Source organism: Sphingosinicella terrae (assembly GCF_003347635.1).
Classification (GTDB): domain Bacteria; phylum Pseudomonadota; class Alphaproteobacteria; order Sphingomonadales; family Sphingomonadaceae; genus Allosphingosinicella; species Allosphingosinicella terrae.
In genome coordinates, this window is record NZ_QDFY01000006.1 from 24,604 (window position 1) to 38,956 (window position 14,353).

Here is a 14,353-nt window from a genome sequence, read left to right on the forward strand (position 1 = left end):
CATGACCGGGACGATTCCGAGCCTGGCGGCCAACGGCGCGCCTGCGATCGCTGCAGGATCGCGAGCGCGCGTCCTGATCGTCGACGACGACGAGCGCAACCTGCTCGCCATCCGCACGGTGATCGAGGACATCGCGGATGTCGAGACCGCCTCTTCGGGCGAGGAGGCGCTTCGTCACCTGCTGAAGAGCGAATTCGCGGTCATCCTGCTCGACGTCTACATGCCCGGACTGGACGGCTACGAGACCGCACAGCTCATCCGGCAGCGCGAGCAAACCAAGCGCATCCCGATCGTCTTCCTTTCCGCCGTCAACAAGGAGAAGGAGCATCTGATCCGCGGTTACGCGATGGGCGCCGTCGACTATGTGTTCAAGCCGGTCGAGCCGGTCGTGCTCCGATCCAAGGTCGCGGTTTTCGTGGATCTGTTCACGATGACCCGCGAGATCCAACGCAAGGCAGAAATGGAGCAGCGCCTGCTCGACGAGAATCTGCGCGCCAATGCCGAGCGGCTTCGCGTCGAGCAGGAGCTTCGTCTGGCCGAGCAGCGGCAGGCGGCGATCATCCGCTCGCTGCCGATCATCCTCTACATCGAGCCCGACGGCGTCAGTCCCCGCGTGCCGCAATTCGTCGGCGGCAATTTCGCCGCGGTCACGGGATTCCCGTTCGACGCGGTCCAGGAACGGCCGACGATATGGGCGGAACGGCTCCATCCGGACGACCGGGAACGGGCGCTGCAGGCGCTGCACGAACGTCGGCGCACCGGCTTCATGGCGATCGAATATCGCTGGCAATGCGCCGACGGCTGCTACAAGCATTTCCTGGATCAGGCGGTCCTGCTCAGAGACGCGGATGGCGGCGCCACCCAATATGCCGGCACCCTGCTCGACGTCAGCGACCGCAAGGACCTCGAGAACCAACTGCTGCAGGCGCGCAAGATGGACGCGATCGGCAAGCTGACCGGCGGCATCGCCCATGACTTCAACAATCTCCTGGCCGCGGTCCTCGGCGGCATCGGCCTGATCGAGCGGCGCCTGCCGCTGGGCGACGATCACAAGAAGATCCTCACGATGACCCGGCGCGCGGCCGAGCAGGGATCGGAGCTCGTAGGGCGCCTGCTCGCCTTCGCGCGGCGCCAGCAGCTCCAGCCGGCCGAGATCGACCTCGCCCGGCTGTCCAGCAACGTCACCGATCTGCTCGCTCACACGCTCGGCGGGCTCGTCGAGCTGCAGTGGGAGGCGGACGAGCAGATCTGGTGCGCGTTTGCGGACAGCACACAGCTCGAGCTCGCTCTGATGAACCTCATCATCAATGCGCGCGACGCGATGCCGAAGGGCGGCCGGATCAAGGTCGAGGCGCGCAACGCCGCCGCCGAAGGCGACAATCCGCTCGGCCTCCCCGCCGGCGACTATGTCGTGCTGGCCGTCAGGGACAATGGCAGCGGCATTCCGGCCGACATTCTCGAGCAGGTCACGGAGCCGTTCTTCACCACCAAGCAAATGGGCGAGGGCACCGGGCTCGGCCTGTCGATGGTCTACGGCTTCGCGCGTCAATCAGGCGGGGCGATCGACATCGCCTCGGCCGTCGGCGAAGGCACCATAGTCGAAATCTGGCTACCGCGGGCGCCGGAGCGTGCGCGCCACGGCGACACCGCGGCCGAAACCTGCGACGGCGGCGAGGAGGCGATGCGGCCGCTCCGGGTCCTGCTCGTCGACGATCATGCCGCGGTCCGCGAGACGACGGCAGGCATGCTCGCCGATCTGGGCCACGAGGTCGAATCCGCCGCCGACGGTCGGTCGATGCTGCGGCAGCTCCGTGCCTCGCCGGACGGATACGATCTCATTGTCACCGATTATGCGATGCCCGGAATGTCGGGCGGCGAGCTCCTGCACAAGGCGCGGACCGTCCGGGTCGACCTGCCGGCGATCATCATCAGCGGCTATGCCGATGCCGAAGCCATATTGAGCAAGCCGGCCGACGCGATCGTGCTGACCAAGCCGTTCTCGCTCGACCAGATGCGGGCTGCGATCCGGAGCGTAATGCCCCCGTCGGTAGCGGACGCAGCCCCGGCCCCGGCGCCCATTGCCAGGACGGCGGGCTAGACCGCGACGTCGCCAGTCTGTCGGGCGAGAATCGCCGTCACGTCGGCGGTCAACGGAAGCGTGCCGAAGGCGCGGCCGCCGGTGTCGTCCAGCCGGCTGGAGATGAAGGCGTCGGCAACGGCGACCGGCGCGTGGCGCGCCAGCAGCGACGCTTGCAGCACCAGGGCCATCCGCTCGGCCAGCATGCGCGCTTGCGCCTCCGGCGGTGCGCCGGCGCGGAGCAGGCCGGCAAGCGCATCGATGGCGTGGTCGAGCCGCGGGTCCGCGCCCCGGGCGAGCGCCAGCTCAGCCATGAACGTCTCGAATGCGGAAGGCTCGCGATGGAGCGTCCGCAGGATGTCGAGCGCGATGACATTGCCCGAACCTTCCCAGATGGCATTGAGCGGCGATTCCCGGAACAGGCGAGGGAGCGGGCTCTCCTCGACATAGCCGGCACCTCCCAGGCACTCCATGCATTCGTAGACGAAGCCGGGATTGCGCTTGGTCAGCCAATATTTGGCCACCGCGACGGCCAGCCGGGCGAAGGCGCGTTCCCCCTCGCCGGCGCCATCGAAGGCGCGACCGACACGGAAGGTGAGGGCCACCGCCGCCTCATATTCCACCGCCAGATCGGCGAGCACGCCGCGCATCGCCGGCTGGTCTATGAGGCTCTTCTGGAAGGCGCGGCGGCCGGCGGCATGATGCACGGCCAAAGCGAGCGCCATGCGCATGATACCGAGCGTACCGGCGATGGTGCCGAGCCGGGTATGGTGGACCATCTCGATGATGGTCCGCACGCCCCTTCCCTCCTCGCCGAGCAGCTCGGCATAGGCATCGTGATATTCGATCTCGGCCGACGCGTTGGAACGATTGCCGAGCTTGTCCTTCAAGCGCATGAGATGGATGGCGTTGCGCTCGCCGTCCGGCTTGATCCTCGGCACCAGGAAGCAGGACAATCCACCCTCGCTATAGGCGAGCGTGAGGAACCCGTCGCTCATCGGCGCCGAGCAGAACCATTTGTGACCGACCAGGCGGAAGGCATGACCGCCGCTTCCGTCCAGCCGATGGGCGCGGGTCGTATTCGCGCGCACGTCGCTCCCGCCCTGCTTCTCCGTCATCGCCATGCCGAGGGAGATGCCCCGCTTTTCCGCGATCGGCCGCAGCGGCGCGTCATAGACCCCGCCGACCAGCTTCGCGGCCCATGGCGCGCCGACCGCGGCGGCGCTGCGGAGCGCCGGCACCGCCGCATAGGTCATATTGATCGGACACATGGTCCCGGCCTCGGCCTGGGTGAACAAAGCGAGCATCGCCGCGTGACCGACATGACCGCCGGCGCCGGGCGCCCGCCAGGCGATGTCGTGGATGCCGTGCTCCATCGCCAGCGCCATCAGCTGGTGGTAGGCGGGGTGGAAGCGCACCTCGTCGAGGCGGCGACCCTGGCGATCGAAGGTCCGAAGCTCCGGCGGATGCCGATTGGCGAGCTCGCCGAGCTCGATGACCGCTTCGGATCCCACCGCCGCGCCGAGCGCGTCGAGACGCGGATCGAGCCAGCCACCGCCCTCCCGCAGCGCCGCGTCGCGAAAAGCGACATCCGTCGCGTAGAGGTTGCGGCCGGCAAGTTCGTCCGGCTGGTTGGCGACGTCGTGGGTCAGCAAGCGGGTCGCGGGAGCGTGGGGAGGCATGGACGGCGACTAGCACATTCCCCGGCGGCGGGTCAGCCGGCCTTGATCGGCCCCGTTTCCGGAACGATACTTCTCGGCGCCCCCCGGCGCCGTGGCCGGGGAGCCAGTGGCCGGGGCCGCCCTTGCGAGCTTCCCCTCCTTCGCATGGGGAGAGTGCCCCGATCCGCGATGGTTCAACCCTGGGCTGGACAGCCCCGCTGTATCCGCGCACCGGCGCTCGATGATCCGGCTCGGCTACATGATCCTCGGCGCGATCTCTCTGGTCCTCGGCGTGGTCGGGACGGTGGTGCCGCTGCTGCCGACCGTGCCCTTCGTCATTCTCGCCGCCTTCCTGTTCGCACGCGGTCATCCGGGCGTCGAGCGTTGGCTGGTCGAGCATCCGCGCTTCGGACCGCATATCGTGGCATGGCGGACGCGCCGGGCGATCAGTCGGCGAGGGAAGAAGGCGGCCACCGCCGCCTTCGCCTTCAGCATCACCCTCGGCTTCCTGCTCCTGGACTTCCCCTGGTCGTTCCTGCCGCTCGCCGCCAGTCTGGTCGCCGGAAGCTGGATATGGACCCGCCCCGACGGCTAAGGCGGCATTCCGCCACGCCGATGTCCACGGCGGGACAGGAACGGGCAAGGATGGTCGCATTGCGATGAGGATCCTCTTCTTCGGCAGGCTTGGCGAGACGATCGGCCGTGAACTCGACCTGACGCCGCCCCCGTCGGTGAACACGGTCGGCGCGCTGCGGCGGCTGCTCGCAGAGCGCCACCCCGATGCCGACCTCAACGGACCGCGGTTGCGCGTCTGTGTCGACGATTCGGTCGCCGGGGACGAAGATCCGATCGACGACGCCAGCGAGATCGCCTTCCTGCCGCCGCTGTCCGGTGGCTGAGATGGCGATCCACAGCCGACTGGCCGATACGCCGTTCGAACCCGAAAGCGAGCTGGCCGGCTTCATCGCCGAGCTCGACGGCGAAGGCGCGGTAGTGAGCTTCGTCGGGCTGGCGCGGCCGGCCACCAAAACGGGAGAGGCGGTCCACGGCCTCTTCCTGGACCATCATCCGCGCCTCACCGTTCTCTCGCTGGAAGCCATCGCGGCCGAGTCTGAGCGGCGCTTCCAGGTGAGCGCGGTCCGCATCGTCCATCGCTGCGGCGCGATCCGTCCCGGCGAGCCGATCGTCTTCGTCGCCGCCGCCTCGCGCCATCGCCGCGCCGCTTTCGAGGCGGCCGACTATCTGATGGACCGGCTGAAGACCGAGGCGATGTTCTGGAAGCGCGAGGACGGACCGGACGGGTCGCGCTGGATCGAGCCGACCGACCGGGACTATGCCGACCGCGACCGCTGGCGCTAAAGGGCCGTCTCATGCCGGGAAGAATTGACGAGAGGCTGACCTTCCACCCGTTGCGGATCGCGGTTCTCACCGTCTCCGACACCCGAACCGAGGAGACGGACACGTCCGGAAAGCTGTTGGCCGAGCGGCTCGCCGCCGCGGGCCACATATTGGCGGGGCGCACCATCGCCACCGACGATGTGGAGGCGATACGCAGCCGGATCCGGGTCTGGGCCGACGATCCGGAAGTCGACGTCATCCTCACCACCGGCGGCACCGGCTTCGCGCCGCGCGACGTGACGCCGGAAGCGGTGAAGCCGTTGTTCCGGCGCGAGATGGACGGCTTCTCGATCGTCTTCCACCAGGCCAGCCTCGGCACGGTCGGCGTCTCCACGCTGCAGTCGCGTGCCTTTGCCGGCCAGATCGACGACACGTTCGTCTTCTGCCTGCCGGGCTCGACCGGCGCCTGCCGCGACGGCTGGGACCTCGTCCTCTCCCTCGAGCTGGACAGCCGCTATCGCCCCTGCTCGCTCGCCGGTCAGGTTCCCCGGCTGCGGCATCTGTGCGCATGAGCGGCCTCAGCCATCTCGACGAGGCCGGCCGCGCGCGGATGGTCGACGTCTCCGACAAGGCGCCGACGCACCGGGTCGCCACCGCCATCGGCGAAGTGCGATGCCTCGAGGAGACGCTGGCGCAGGTGCAGGCCGGAACCGCGCCCAAGGGCGCCGTCGTCCAGACCGCGGAGCTCGCCGGCATGATGGCGGCGAAGCGGACGGCCGACCTCATCCCGCTCTGCCATCCGCTGCCGCTCACCAAGGTCGATGTGCGCATCGCCATCGACGAGGCGCTGCCAGGCTTCCGGATCGAGGCGGAGGCGCGCACGAACGGGGTCACGGGTGTCGAGATGGAAGCGCTCACCGCCGTCTCGGTCGCCTGCCTGACCCTGTTCGACATGCTGAAGGCGATCGACCGGACGATGACGATCGGCGGGATCGCGGTGACGGCGAAGAGCGGCGGCAAATCGGGCGACTGGCAGCGGACGCCGGCACCTTGATCACCTTCGACGAGGCCACCGCGTTGGTAGGGCGCGCGGCCTCGCCTCTCGCTGTCGAGACGGTTCCGATCGAGCGGGCGCAAGGACGGGTACTGGCGCGAAGCGTCGAGGCACGGGTCGATTCGCCGCCCTGCAATGTCTCGGCGATGGACGGCTATGCGCTGCGCGATGCCGACCTCGCCGAGCTGCCGGCGCGGCTGCGCGTCGTCGGCCAGTCCTTTCCCGGCGACGGCTTCGTCGGCACGCTCGGTAAGGGCGAGTGCATACGCATCTTCACCGGCGGGCCGGTGCCGCCGGGCGTCGACCGCGTGGTCATCCAGGAGAATGTCGAGCGCGACGGCGACATCGCGCTGATCGGGCAGGGGCCTGGCGAGGCGCGGCACATCCGCCGCGCCGGCTCCGACTTTCGAGCCGGCGCCGTGCTGCTCGAACCGGGCAGGCGCCTGGATGCGCGGGCTTTGGTCGCGGCGGCGGGCGCCGATCATGGGGAAATCGAGGTGTGGCGGCGGCCGCGACTGATCGTCCTCGGCACCGGTGACGAGCTCGTGGAGCCGGGACGTGCCCGGTCCACGCCCGCGGCCATCCCCGAGAGCGTGTCCTACGGCGTCGCCGCCCTCGCCGAGGCGTGGGGAGCGAACACGGTCGGGCGCCGCCGGCTGCGCGACGATCTGGCCGCGATGAGCGAGGCCGCGGCCGAGGCGGTCGCGGCGGCCGACCTGGTGGTCGTCACGGGCGGCGCCTCGGTCGGCGACAAGGATTTCGCCAAGCCGATGTTCGGCGAGCCGCTCGATCTGATCTTTTCAAAGGTCGCGATCAAGCCGGGCAAGCCGGTCTGGCTCGGGCGGCTCGGCACCACCCTGGTGATGGGCCTGCCCGGCAACCCTACCTCGGCGCTGGTGACCGCGCGCCTTCTTCTCGCGCCGCTGCTCGCCGGCCAGACCGGCCGCGATCCGGCCGAGGCGCTGCGATGGCGCTCGGCGCGGCTGGCGGCGGCGCTCGGCCCCTGCGGCGACCGCGAGACATTCGTGCGCGCGCGCCGTGAGGACGACGCGGCAATTCCACTCGGCAACCAGGATTCGGGCGCGCAGCACAGCCTCGCCGCCGCCGATTGGCTGATCCGCCGCCGCGCCGGCGCTCCCGCCGCCGGGGCCGGCGAGATCGTCGAGGTGCTCGATTTCTGACGCCCTAGAGCCTGTCCTGGTCAGGTGAGTCGGCGGCTCTTGGGCTGTCCGCGACGGGTGACCGACATCAGCGCGAGCAGAAGCGCGGCGAGGATGATCAGGAACACATAGCCAGGACGAGGAACGTGTCACGGTCATAGTCGTAGCGAAAGGCCAACGACAAGCGCTCCCTCGCGCCACTCGGCCTGTCCCTATCCTACAGGGTCGGCGTTGCGGCGGGCGAGCCAGGCCTCGGCCTGCGCCAGCTCCTCGGCCGTATTGACGTTGAAGAAGGGATCGATGGGCTCGCTCGGCCATTCCGCCACCCGGAATCCGATCTCGGCCGCGAAGCCGCGGAGCGAGCGTCGGCCGCTGGCGACATAGCCGGCGAGGTTCGCGAGCGCCTCCACTTTCCAAAGGGCGCAGACCGGATGGATTTCGCCGCCGCTTGCTGCGACCGCAACCGCCGCGTCGCCGATCTCGATGACCAGCCGGGACGCGAGATCGTCGGGGACGAACGGGGTGTCACAGGGAATGGTCAACAAGGCCGCGCGGCCCGCCTTCTTCGCATATCGAAGGGCCGCCGCGACACCCGCGAGGGGCCCCGCGACGTCGGAATCGTCGCTGAGGCGGTCCGCATCGACAGCGCCGAGGTGGGTTTCGGCGCGCAGAGCGACGGCGACATAAGGCGACCAACGCCGCGCCTTGCGCAGCGCACGGTCGATCAGCGTCTCGCCGCCGAGCTTTCGCAACGGCTTGCCGCCGCCGATTCGGCGCCCTTCGCCGCCGGCGAGGACGACCACCGCCAGCTCCGCAGGCTCGATCACGTGAAGATCAGCTTGAAGCCGGCGATCGCGAGCACCAGGCCGAGAGCCTGGAGCAGGCGGTCGCGCGGAAGCCGGTCGACGCCGAGCCAGGTGCCAAGGAGGGCGCCCCCGGCGACGGCGGCGGCGAGGACCGGCAGCTCGGACGGCAGCGCCTGCACGGCGGCGACATTGCCGGCGAGGCCCGCCGCGGAATTGATGAAGATGAAGGCGGCGGCGACGCCGGAGGTGCGGCGCGGCTCCTCCCAGTGGAAGAGGATGATGAGCGGACTGAGGAAGATGCCGCCTCCGGTGCCGGTCAGGCCGGCGAGGAGGCCGAGACCGGCGCCGGCGGGGAGCGCTACGGCGAGCGGCGGCATCCGGACGGGACGCTCCGCGAGCGACTTCGGCTGCCAGAACAGGCGCAGCGCCGCGAGCCACAGCAGCAGGCCCACCAGCGGGCGGTAGAGATCGGGCGGGATCGAGACCCAGCCGCCGACGAAGGCGGCCGGCGCGGCGGTCACGACAAAGGCTGCCAGAAGCCGCCAGTTGGTCTTGCCGGCCAGCGCATAACGAGCGGTGCCGAATCCGGCGACGACGAGATTGAGCGCCAGCGCCGTCGGCCGCATCGTCTCGGGGGCCACTGCGAACAGAGCCATGATCGCCAGATAGGCCGAGGCGCCGCCATGGCCGACGGAGGAATAGAGCGCCGCCGCCACCGCCATCAGCAGCGCGATCCAGAGGAGGGCCGAGGAATCCATCGCCGTCGTTCTGGCTAATCGCTGCACGCGCGGCCGTCGAGCCGCCCAGATTGCTTCGCGCGGCGACATGGCCCACAGGCCGGCCGTGTTCGAGCGCGCCACCCGCAAGCCGCTGCGATGGGCCCTGACAGCCTTCCAGGGGCTGCGACGCGCCTTCTGGTTCATCCGCGGCTCCAGGACCCTCGGTGCCCATGCGGTTCCGCTGACGCCGGCCGGCCGACTGGTGCTGGTGAAGCTTCGCTATGCGCGCGGCTGGCGCCTGCCCGGAGGCGGACGCGCCGCCGACGAGGATCCGCAGGCCGCCGCGCTTCGCGAGCTCAGGGAGGAGATCGGCCTGGTCCGCCATGGAGCGGTCGAGCCGGTCAGCGAGATCGACGATCAGCCCGACATGAAGCGTGAAGCCGATTCGCTCTTCGTCGTCCGCGACGTCGAGTACCAGCCGCGCTGGTCGATCGAGATCGAATCGGTGACTGAGGCCGAGCCGGACGCGCTGCCACGGGATCTGTCGAACCCGGCGCGCCAGTGGATCGAGCTCGCCATGCCGCGAATCCTCGGCGGTGCGGGCCAGGCCCCGCCGGCGGGCGGCTCGGCCCCGTCCGATCCCCATTCCTGAAGGAATCAGCCGCCGGTCACGCTCATGTGCCGGGGCACCGCGGGCCGCGCGGCGGCGATGTCGAAGGCGTGGCCCCTCGGCTTTCCGGCGAGCAGCCGGTCGAGCGCCTCGTCGACCGCGCCTCGTCCGCCGGCGCGGAGCAGGTCCCGCAGCTCGACCTTCTGGTCGTGTCCGAGGCAGCCATAGACGGTGCCGGTCGCGGCGACCCTGATCCGGTTGCAGCCCTCGCAGAAATTGCCGGTGAGCGGTGTGATCAGGCCAAGCCTTATTCCGGTGCCGCCCACCTCGTAATAGCGCGCCGGCCCGCCCGTGCGGCGAAGCGAGGGCGTCAGCGCGAAGCGTCGCTCGAGCCGGTCCCGAATCACATCGAGCGGCAGATAATGATCGCTGCGGTCCTCCTCGACCTCGCCCAGCGGCATGGTCTCGATAAGGGTAAGGTCATGTCCCCGCGCCGCGCACCAGCGCAGCATCGGCTCGATCTCGTCCTCGTTGAGCCCGCGCAGCGCAACCATGTTGATCTTGACCGCCAGGCCGGCAGCGGCCGCGGCCTCGATCCCGCCAAGCACCTTGTCGAGGTCGCCGCGCCGGGTGATGTACCGGAAGCGGGCGGGGTCACGGCTGTCGAGGCTGACATTGACGCGGCGCACGCCGGCGCGGCGCAGCGGCTCGGCGAAGCGGGCGAGCTGGGTGCCGTTGGTGGTGAGGGTGAGCTCGTCGAGGCCGTCGCCGATGCGGACACCCAGAGCGGCGACGAGCGCGTCGATTCCCCGCCTGACCAGCGGCTCGCCGCCGGTCAGGCGGATCCGCCTGACGCCGCGCTCGATGAAGATATCGGCAAGCGCGACGATCTCCTCGAAGGTGAGGATCTCGCTGCGCGGGAGGAACTGCATCGTCTCGGCCATGCAATAGCGGCAGCGCAGGTCGCAGCGGTCGGTGACCGAGAGGCGGACATAAGTGACCCGCCGGCCGAACGAGTCGACCAGGCCGTTCTCGGCGGCGGCTTGCCTCGGCGTCATGTGGTTCAGCTAGGCTCTCCAGGGCCACTGGACAAGACGAGCCGGCATGGCCGCGGTTCCCGCGACGGCAGATGCGCTGGATGGTCACGGCCGGCGCCAGGATGCGCTTTTCGGCATGAGCCGGTCCGGGGATGCCTTGCCAGGCCCGCAAAGTCCTCTTGACCCGCTCCATCGCCCGTCGAAATCTCCCGACCGGTCGTCGCGCGGCGCTTCCGGCGCGGCGACGCGGCTGCTCCTCACGAAGTCAGGCACGCAGCGGTGCCATTTGCCCAAGAGGAAGTTCATGAAACACGCGCTCTTCATGTTGGCCCTGTGCGGCCTGACCCTGGCGCTGCCGGCGCAAGGGCGGGCGGCCGCCCGCCCTTGCGCGGCGTTGCCGGGGGCGGAGGAACTGGCTCGGCCAACCGGTCCCGACTTCGTCCTCTTCGGCGAGGCGCACGGCACGAACGAACTGCCCGAAGCCTTCGCAGACCTCGTCTGCACGCTTTCGTCCGCAGGTCTGGCGCTTACCGTCGGGCTGGAATTCCTGCCCGAGGACCAGGCGGCTCTGGACGCCTATCTCGCCTCGGACGGCGGGCCTGCGGCGCGCGCCGCGCTCCTGGCGTCGCCGGGCTGGGCCGATCGCCATGGTCGTGCGAGCGAAGCGATCCTGGCCGTTGTGGACGTGCTGAGATCGCTGAGGTCGGCCGGCGCAGACATTGCGATCGTCGCCTTCGATCATCCAAGCGCGCAGCCCGGCACGTCCGCCGCGCGCGAGGAAGGCATGGCGCGCAATCTCCTGGCGGCCCAGCGGACGCGGCCTCATGCCCGAACCGTGGCGCTCACCGGCCTCGGCCATGCCGGCAAGAGTCCCTGGACGTCGCTGGGGCCGCCGTTCCAGTCCATGTCCCAGTATCTTCCTCGGGACGGCACCATCGCACTCGCTTTCGTACGGGGCGGCGGCGAAGTCTGGGCATGTGGGCCAAGCGCCGGCGACGGCCCATCGGAATGCCGCGTCCGACCCGTCGCCCCTCGCGAGCCCATCCGTCCGCGGGGACTCACCCTTTCGCGCGCGCGCGACGGCTTCGACGGAATATTATCGGCGGGCCGTCCTTTCACGGCCTCGCCGCCCGCACGACTTCGGCCGCCGAATTCGGATCGTCGAGGATGATCGTGCTGGCTTCCCTCGAGCGCCGACCCTGTCTCCCGTTCGATGGGAGCGCCCGCGCTCGCGACGATCGGGTCGTAGGGCGCGGCAAACGCGGGTGCCCACGCCACCCGCCGCAGCCGCCATCGCTCGCCGTCCCGGTGATGGGCGTGCGCCTCCTGCTGTGATATAGCCCGGTTCGCCGAGCCGGACGACGATCGGGACTCTCGACAGGGGCGGACGGGTTCGTTGGATCAGAATCAGCTCGCCGTGGGTCCGCCGCCTGGTGAACCACGCGAACAGGACGGACGGCGAGACTTGCCGGATGAACCAATCGGAGAATGACGATGACAGACAGCGACGCCGCCATCCGGACGGCCTTCGATCTCGAGCCGCCGTCGGAGGCGCAGCTGCGCGCGCTTGCCGCCGATCTCGACGAGGATGAAAGGCGCGTCCTGCTCGAGCACGGGACCGAGGCGCCGTTCTGCGGGGTCTTCCTCGACGAGAAGCGCGAGGGCCTGTTCACCTGCCGCCTTTGCGGGCTGCCGCTGTTCAAGGGCGGATCGAAGTTCGAGAGCGGCACCGGATGGCCGAGCTTCACCTCGCCGTTCGCGGAGGGGCATCTGCGCACCATCCAGGACACGAGCTACGGGATGATCCGGACCGAGATCGTCTGCGCCCGCTGCGGCGGTCATCAGGGCCACGTCTTTCCGGACGGGCCGCCGCCGACCGGGCAGCGTTACTGCATCAACTCGGTGTCACTGGCCTTCACGCCGCGAGGCGAGCCGCTCCCGGACAGGCTGGGACGGGGCGCCCCGGAAGGGGAGCCGTGGACGGAGTGAAGCCGCGGGCCCGGAAGGAGACACGGATGAAGACGACCAACCCGCTGCGGCTCGCGCTTTTCGTCGGCGCCGCCGCGATCGCAAGCCTCGGTCACGCGCAGGCGACGGCGCCGGCGACGGCAGCCCTGCCGGCCGGAATCTCGCGGACGGACCTCGCCCGCCACGACCTCGCCGCGGCCGGCCACGAGCTGATCCAGGTGCGCGTCGATTTCGCTCCGGGCGCCTATGCCCCCGGCCATACGCATCCCGGCGAGGAGGTCGCCTACGTACTCGAGGGCGTTCTGGAATACCGACTCGAAGGCCGGCCGCCGGTGACGCTCCGGGCCGGCGAGACCCTGTTCATCCCTGCGGGCGCGGTGCATTCGGCGCGCAATCTCGGCGGGGACCGCGCGTCCGAACTGGCGACCTATATCGTGAGAAAAGGCGAGCCGCTGCTCACGCCTGCGGAGTAGCTGCCACGGGCACTCGACAGGGGCGCTGGTTCGTCCGTCGAAGAGGGACCGCGATTCGAAACGGCCGGCGCCCGAAGGCGCCGGCCGTTCACGAAAGCCGCGATCAGTTGCCGATCGGGGCCGTGCCTTGGGTCACGGTGGCGTTGTTGCCGGTGCCGGACTGGGTGACGCTGGAGGCGTTGCCGTCCGAATACTGGCCGACCGTAGCGGTGTGGCCGCTGCCGCTCTGGACGATGTCGGAGGTCGAACCGACGCCTTCCTGGGTGACGGTCGCGGTCATTCCGGATCCGTCCTGCAGGATGTCGGACTCGACGTCGATGCCTCCCTGGGTGACGGTGGCTTCGTTGTCGTGGAAGAACCAGCCGCCGGTCTGGGTGACGCTCGACCGGGCATTGTCCGACGTCGCCGTCTGGATCACCCGTGCCGTGTCGCCGAACTGCTGGCTGATGCCCGAGACGCCATCGGTGCCGAGCTGATCGACCTCGGCATAGCTCTGCTCGCCTTGGGCGACGGTCGAGTTGTTGCGGGCGCCGGCCTGATAGACGTTGGCGATGCCGTTCGACGTGCCATACTGGCCGACCGTCGAGACATTGTCCTCGCCGAGCTGCTCGACATAGACGCCGTCATTATTGCCGAAGATGAAGACGCTCGACCGGCCGCGATCGCCCGACTGGATGACGGTGGCCGAGGTGTTCGAGCCACCCTGGTCGATCGTCGACTCATTCTCTTCGCCGCTCTGCTGGTTGAGGGCGGAATGGTTGCCCTGATATTGCAGGATCGTCGACTGGTTGCTCGCGCCGCTCTGCTCGATCGTGGCGTCGGCCGAGCCGCTGAGGCGCTGCCGGATCGCAGCGGTCGAGCCGCCGGCATTTGCGTCCTGGCTGATCGTTGCCTCGACCTCGCGGGTCGCGCCGCCGTCGACGGCGATCTGGTCGACGGTCGCGACGGCCGCCGAAGCCTGGGTCACGGTCGCCTCGGCGCCGCTGCTCTCATAGGTGCCCGACATGCCGAAGCGCGACTGCTCGCCGGCGTCCGGCTCGCCGCCCTGGTTGATCGTGGCGCTGGCGCCGGAGCCGCTCTGGCTGACCGTGGCGAGATTGTTGGTGCCGAGCTGGTTCACCTCGGACGAGGCATCCGAGCCCGACTGGCCGACCGCCGCCATATTGGCGGTGCCGTCCTGATTGACGGAGGAATCGTTGTCCTGGGCCAGTGCGGGCGCGGCCGCGAACAGGGCCAGAGCGGATACGGTGGTGCAAATGCTGCGCTTCATCTTCGTGCCTTCCCTCATGCGGCAAGCTGGACGGCCCGGCCGAAATGACCGCACCGCAGGGCGCTTGCACGACATCCCTGACCACCCGCGCGAGCTGCCACTCGGAGCGGACGGCAATCTGGCCTGAAGAGAAGTTCGACGCCCAGGCCCCCCGGCGGACGATCCGGTCGTTGCCCTCCG

Annotated in this window: 16 protein-coding genes; 11 read left to right on the forward strand and 5 right to left on the reverse strand. The window is 69.7% G+C overall.

Features of this window, described 5'->3' with window-relative positions; genetic code table 11:
- Nucleotide 1: 1 nt before the first annotated feature.
- The gene (locus tag DDE10_RS13340) at nucleotides 2-2,098 is read left to right on the forward strand and encodes a response regulator (RefSeq protein ID WP_114953283.1); all 2,097 of its coding nucleotides are present in this window, start codon (nucleotides 2-4) and stop codon (nucleotides 2,096-2,098) included.
- On the opposite strand, the gene DDE10_RS13345 is transcribed toward DDE10_RS13340, so the two are convergent.
- Entirely contained in the window at nucleotides 2,095-3,759 is a 1,665-nt protein-coding gene (locus DDE10_RS13345) for an isovaleryl-CoA dehydrogenase (protein ID WP_114953284.1), read from the reverse strand. The genes DDE10_RS13340 and DDE10_RS13345 overlap by 4 nt on opposite strands.
- Nucleotides 3,760-3,979: 220 nt before the next feature.
- On the opposite strand from DDE10_RS13345, the gene DDE10_RS13350 reads away from it, so the two are divergent.
- The 6 genes from DDE10_RS13350 to DDE10_RS13375 all read left to right on the forward strand — a co-directional run bounded on the left by DDE10_RS13350 (nucleotide 3,980) and on the right by DDE10_RS13375 (nucleotide 7,311).
- Nucleotides 3,980-4,333 (forward strand): YbaN family protein, encoded by a 354-nt coding sequence (locus DDE10_RS13350; protein WP_114953285.1) that lies wholly within the window; start codon nucleotides 3,980-3,982, stop codon nucleotides 4,331-4,333.
- A 64-nt stretch (nucleotides 4,334-4,397) separates the two neighbouring features.
- Nucleotides 4,398-4,637 carry a MoaD/ThiS family protein gene (locus DDE10_RS13355; RefSeq protein WP_114953286.1) on the forward strand — a complete coding sequence of 80 codons (240 nt, stop codon included), beginning with the start codon at nucleotides 4,398-4,400 and terminating at the stop codon, nucleotides 4,635-4,637.
- A gap of 1 nt (nucleotide 4,638) precedes the next feature.
- On the forward strand, nucleotides 4,639-5,097 hold the full coding sequence (locus DDE10_RS13360; RefSeq protein WP_114953287.1) for a molybdenum cofactor biosynthesis protein MoaE: 459 nt from the start codon (nucleotides 4,639-4,641) through the stop codon (nucleotides 5,095-5,097).
- Between the two features lie 11 nt (nucleotides 5,098-5,108).
- Complete coding sequence (gene moaB / locus DDE10_RS13365; RefSeq protein ID WP_114953288.1) at nucleotides 5,109-5,648, forward strand: molybdenum cofactor biosynthesis protein B; 540 nt, start codon at nucleotides 5,109-5,111, stop codon at nucleotides 5,646-5,648.
- A complete protein-coding gene (gene moaC / locus DDE10_RS13370; RefSeq protein ID WP_114953289.1) occupies nucleotides 5,645-6,130 on the forward strand; it encodes a cyclic pyranopterin monophosphate synthase MoaC in 486 nt (161 codons plus the stop codon). The genes moaB and moaC overlap by 4 nt, the downstream gene beginning before the upstream one ends.
- Nucleotides 6,127-7,311: a molybdopterin molybdotransferase MoeA gene (locus DDE10_RS13375; protein WP_114953290.1), complete on the forward strand. Its 1,185-nt coding sequence runs from the start codon at nucleotides 6,127-6,129 to the stop codon at nucleotides 7,309-7,311. Before moaC ends, DDE10_RS13375 begins: the two co-directional genes overlap by 4 nt.
- Nucleotides 7,312-7,502: 191 nt before the next feature.
- Here the strand turns inward: DDE10_RS13375 and mobA are convergent, their stop codons facing one another.
- Nucleotides 7,503-8,117 carry a molybdenum cofactor guanylyltransferase gene (gene mobA, locus DDE10_RS13380; RefSeq protein WP_162806609.1) on the reverse strand — a complete coding sequence of 205 codons (615 nt, stop codon included), beginning with the start codon at nucleotides 8,115-8,117 and terminating at the stop codon, nucleotides 7,503-7,505.
- The gene (locus DDE10_RS13385; protein WP_114953291.1) at nucleotides 8,114-8,854 is read right to left on the reverse strand and encodes a sulfite exporter TauE/SafE family protein; all 741 of its coding nucleotides are present in this window, start codon (nucleotides 8,852-8,854) and stop codon (nucleotides 8,114-8,116) included. Before DDE10_RS13385 ends, mobA begins: the two co-directional genes overlap by 4 nt.
- 67 nt (nucleotides 8,855-8,921) lie before the next feature.
- On the opposite strand from DDE10_RS13385, the gene DDE10_RS13390 reads away from it, so the two are divergent.
- Complete coding sequence (locus DDE10_RS13390; protein WP_114953292.1) at nucleotides 8,922-9,467, forward strand: NUDIX domain-containing protein; 546 nt, start codon at nucleotides 8,922-8,924, stop codon at nucleotides 9,465-9,467.
- Nucleotides 9,468-9,472: 5 nt separating this feature from the next.
- Here DDE10_RS13390 and moaA read toward each other — a convergent pair whose 3' ends face one another.
- Nucleotides 9,473-10,483, reverse strand: coding sequence for a GTP 3',8-cyclase MoaA (moaA, locus tag DDE10_RS13395; RefSeq protein ID WP_114953293.1), 1,011 nt, complete (start codon nucleotides 10,481-10,483; stop codon nucleotides 9,473-9,475).
- A 283-nt stretch (nucleotides 10,484-10,766) separates the two neighbouring features.
- On the opposite strand from moaA, the gene DDE10_RS13400 reads away from it, so the two are divergent.
- The 3 genes from DDE10_RS13400 to DDE10_RS13410 all read left to right on the forward strand — a co-directional run bounded on the left by DDE10_RS13400 (nucleotide 10,767) and on the right by DDE10_RS13410 (nucleotide 12,903).
- Complete coding sequence (locus DDE10_RS13400; RefSeq protein WP_114953294.1) at nucleotides 10,767-11,633, forward strand: TraB/GumN family protein; 867 nt, start codon at nucleotides 10,767-10,769, stop codon at nucleotides 11,631-11,633.
- A 323-nt stretch (nucleotides 11,634-11,956) separates the two neighbouring features.
- The gene (gene msrB / locus DDE10_RS13405) at nucleotides 11,957-12,451 is read left to right on the forward strand and encodes a peptide-methionine (R)-S-oxide reductase MsrB (RefSeq protein ID WP_114953488.1); all 495 of its coding nucleotides are present in this window, start codon (nucleotides 11,957-11,959) and stop codon (nucleotides 12,449-12,451) included.
- 26 nt (nucleotides 12,452-12,477) lie between these two features.
- A complete protein-coding gene (locus DDE10_RS13410; protein ID WP_114953295.1) occupies nucleotides 12,478-12,903 on the forward strand; it encodes a cupin domain-containing protein in 426 nt (141 codons plus the stop codon).
- A 103-nt stretch (nucleotides 12,904-13,006) separates the two neighbouring features.
- Here the strand turns inward: DDE10_RS13410 and DDE10_RS13415 are convergent, their stop codons facing one another.
- Nucleotides 13,007-14,173 (reverse strand): hypothetical protein, encoded by a 1,167-nt coding sequence (locus DDE10_RS13415; RefSeq protein ID WP_162806610.1) that lies wholly within the window; start codon nucleotides 14,171-14,173, stop codon nucleotides 13,007-13,009.
- Nucleotides 14,174-14,353: the final 180 nt, after the last annotated feature.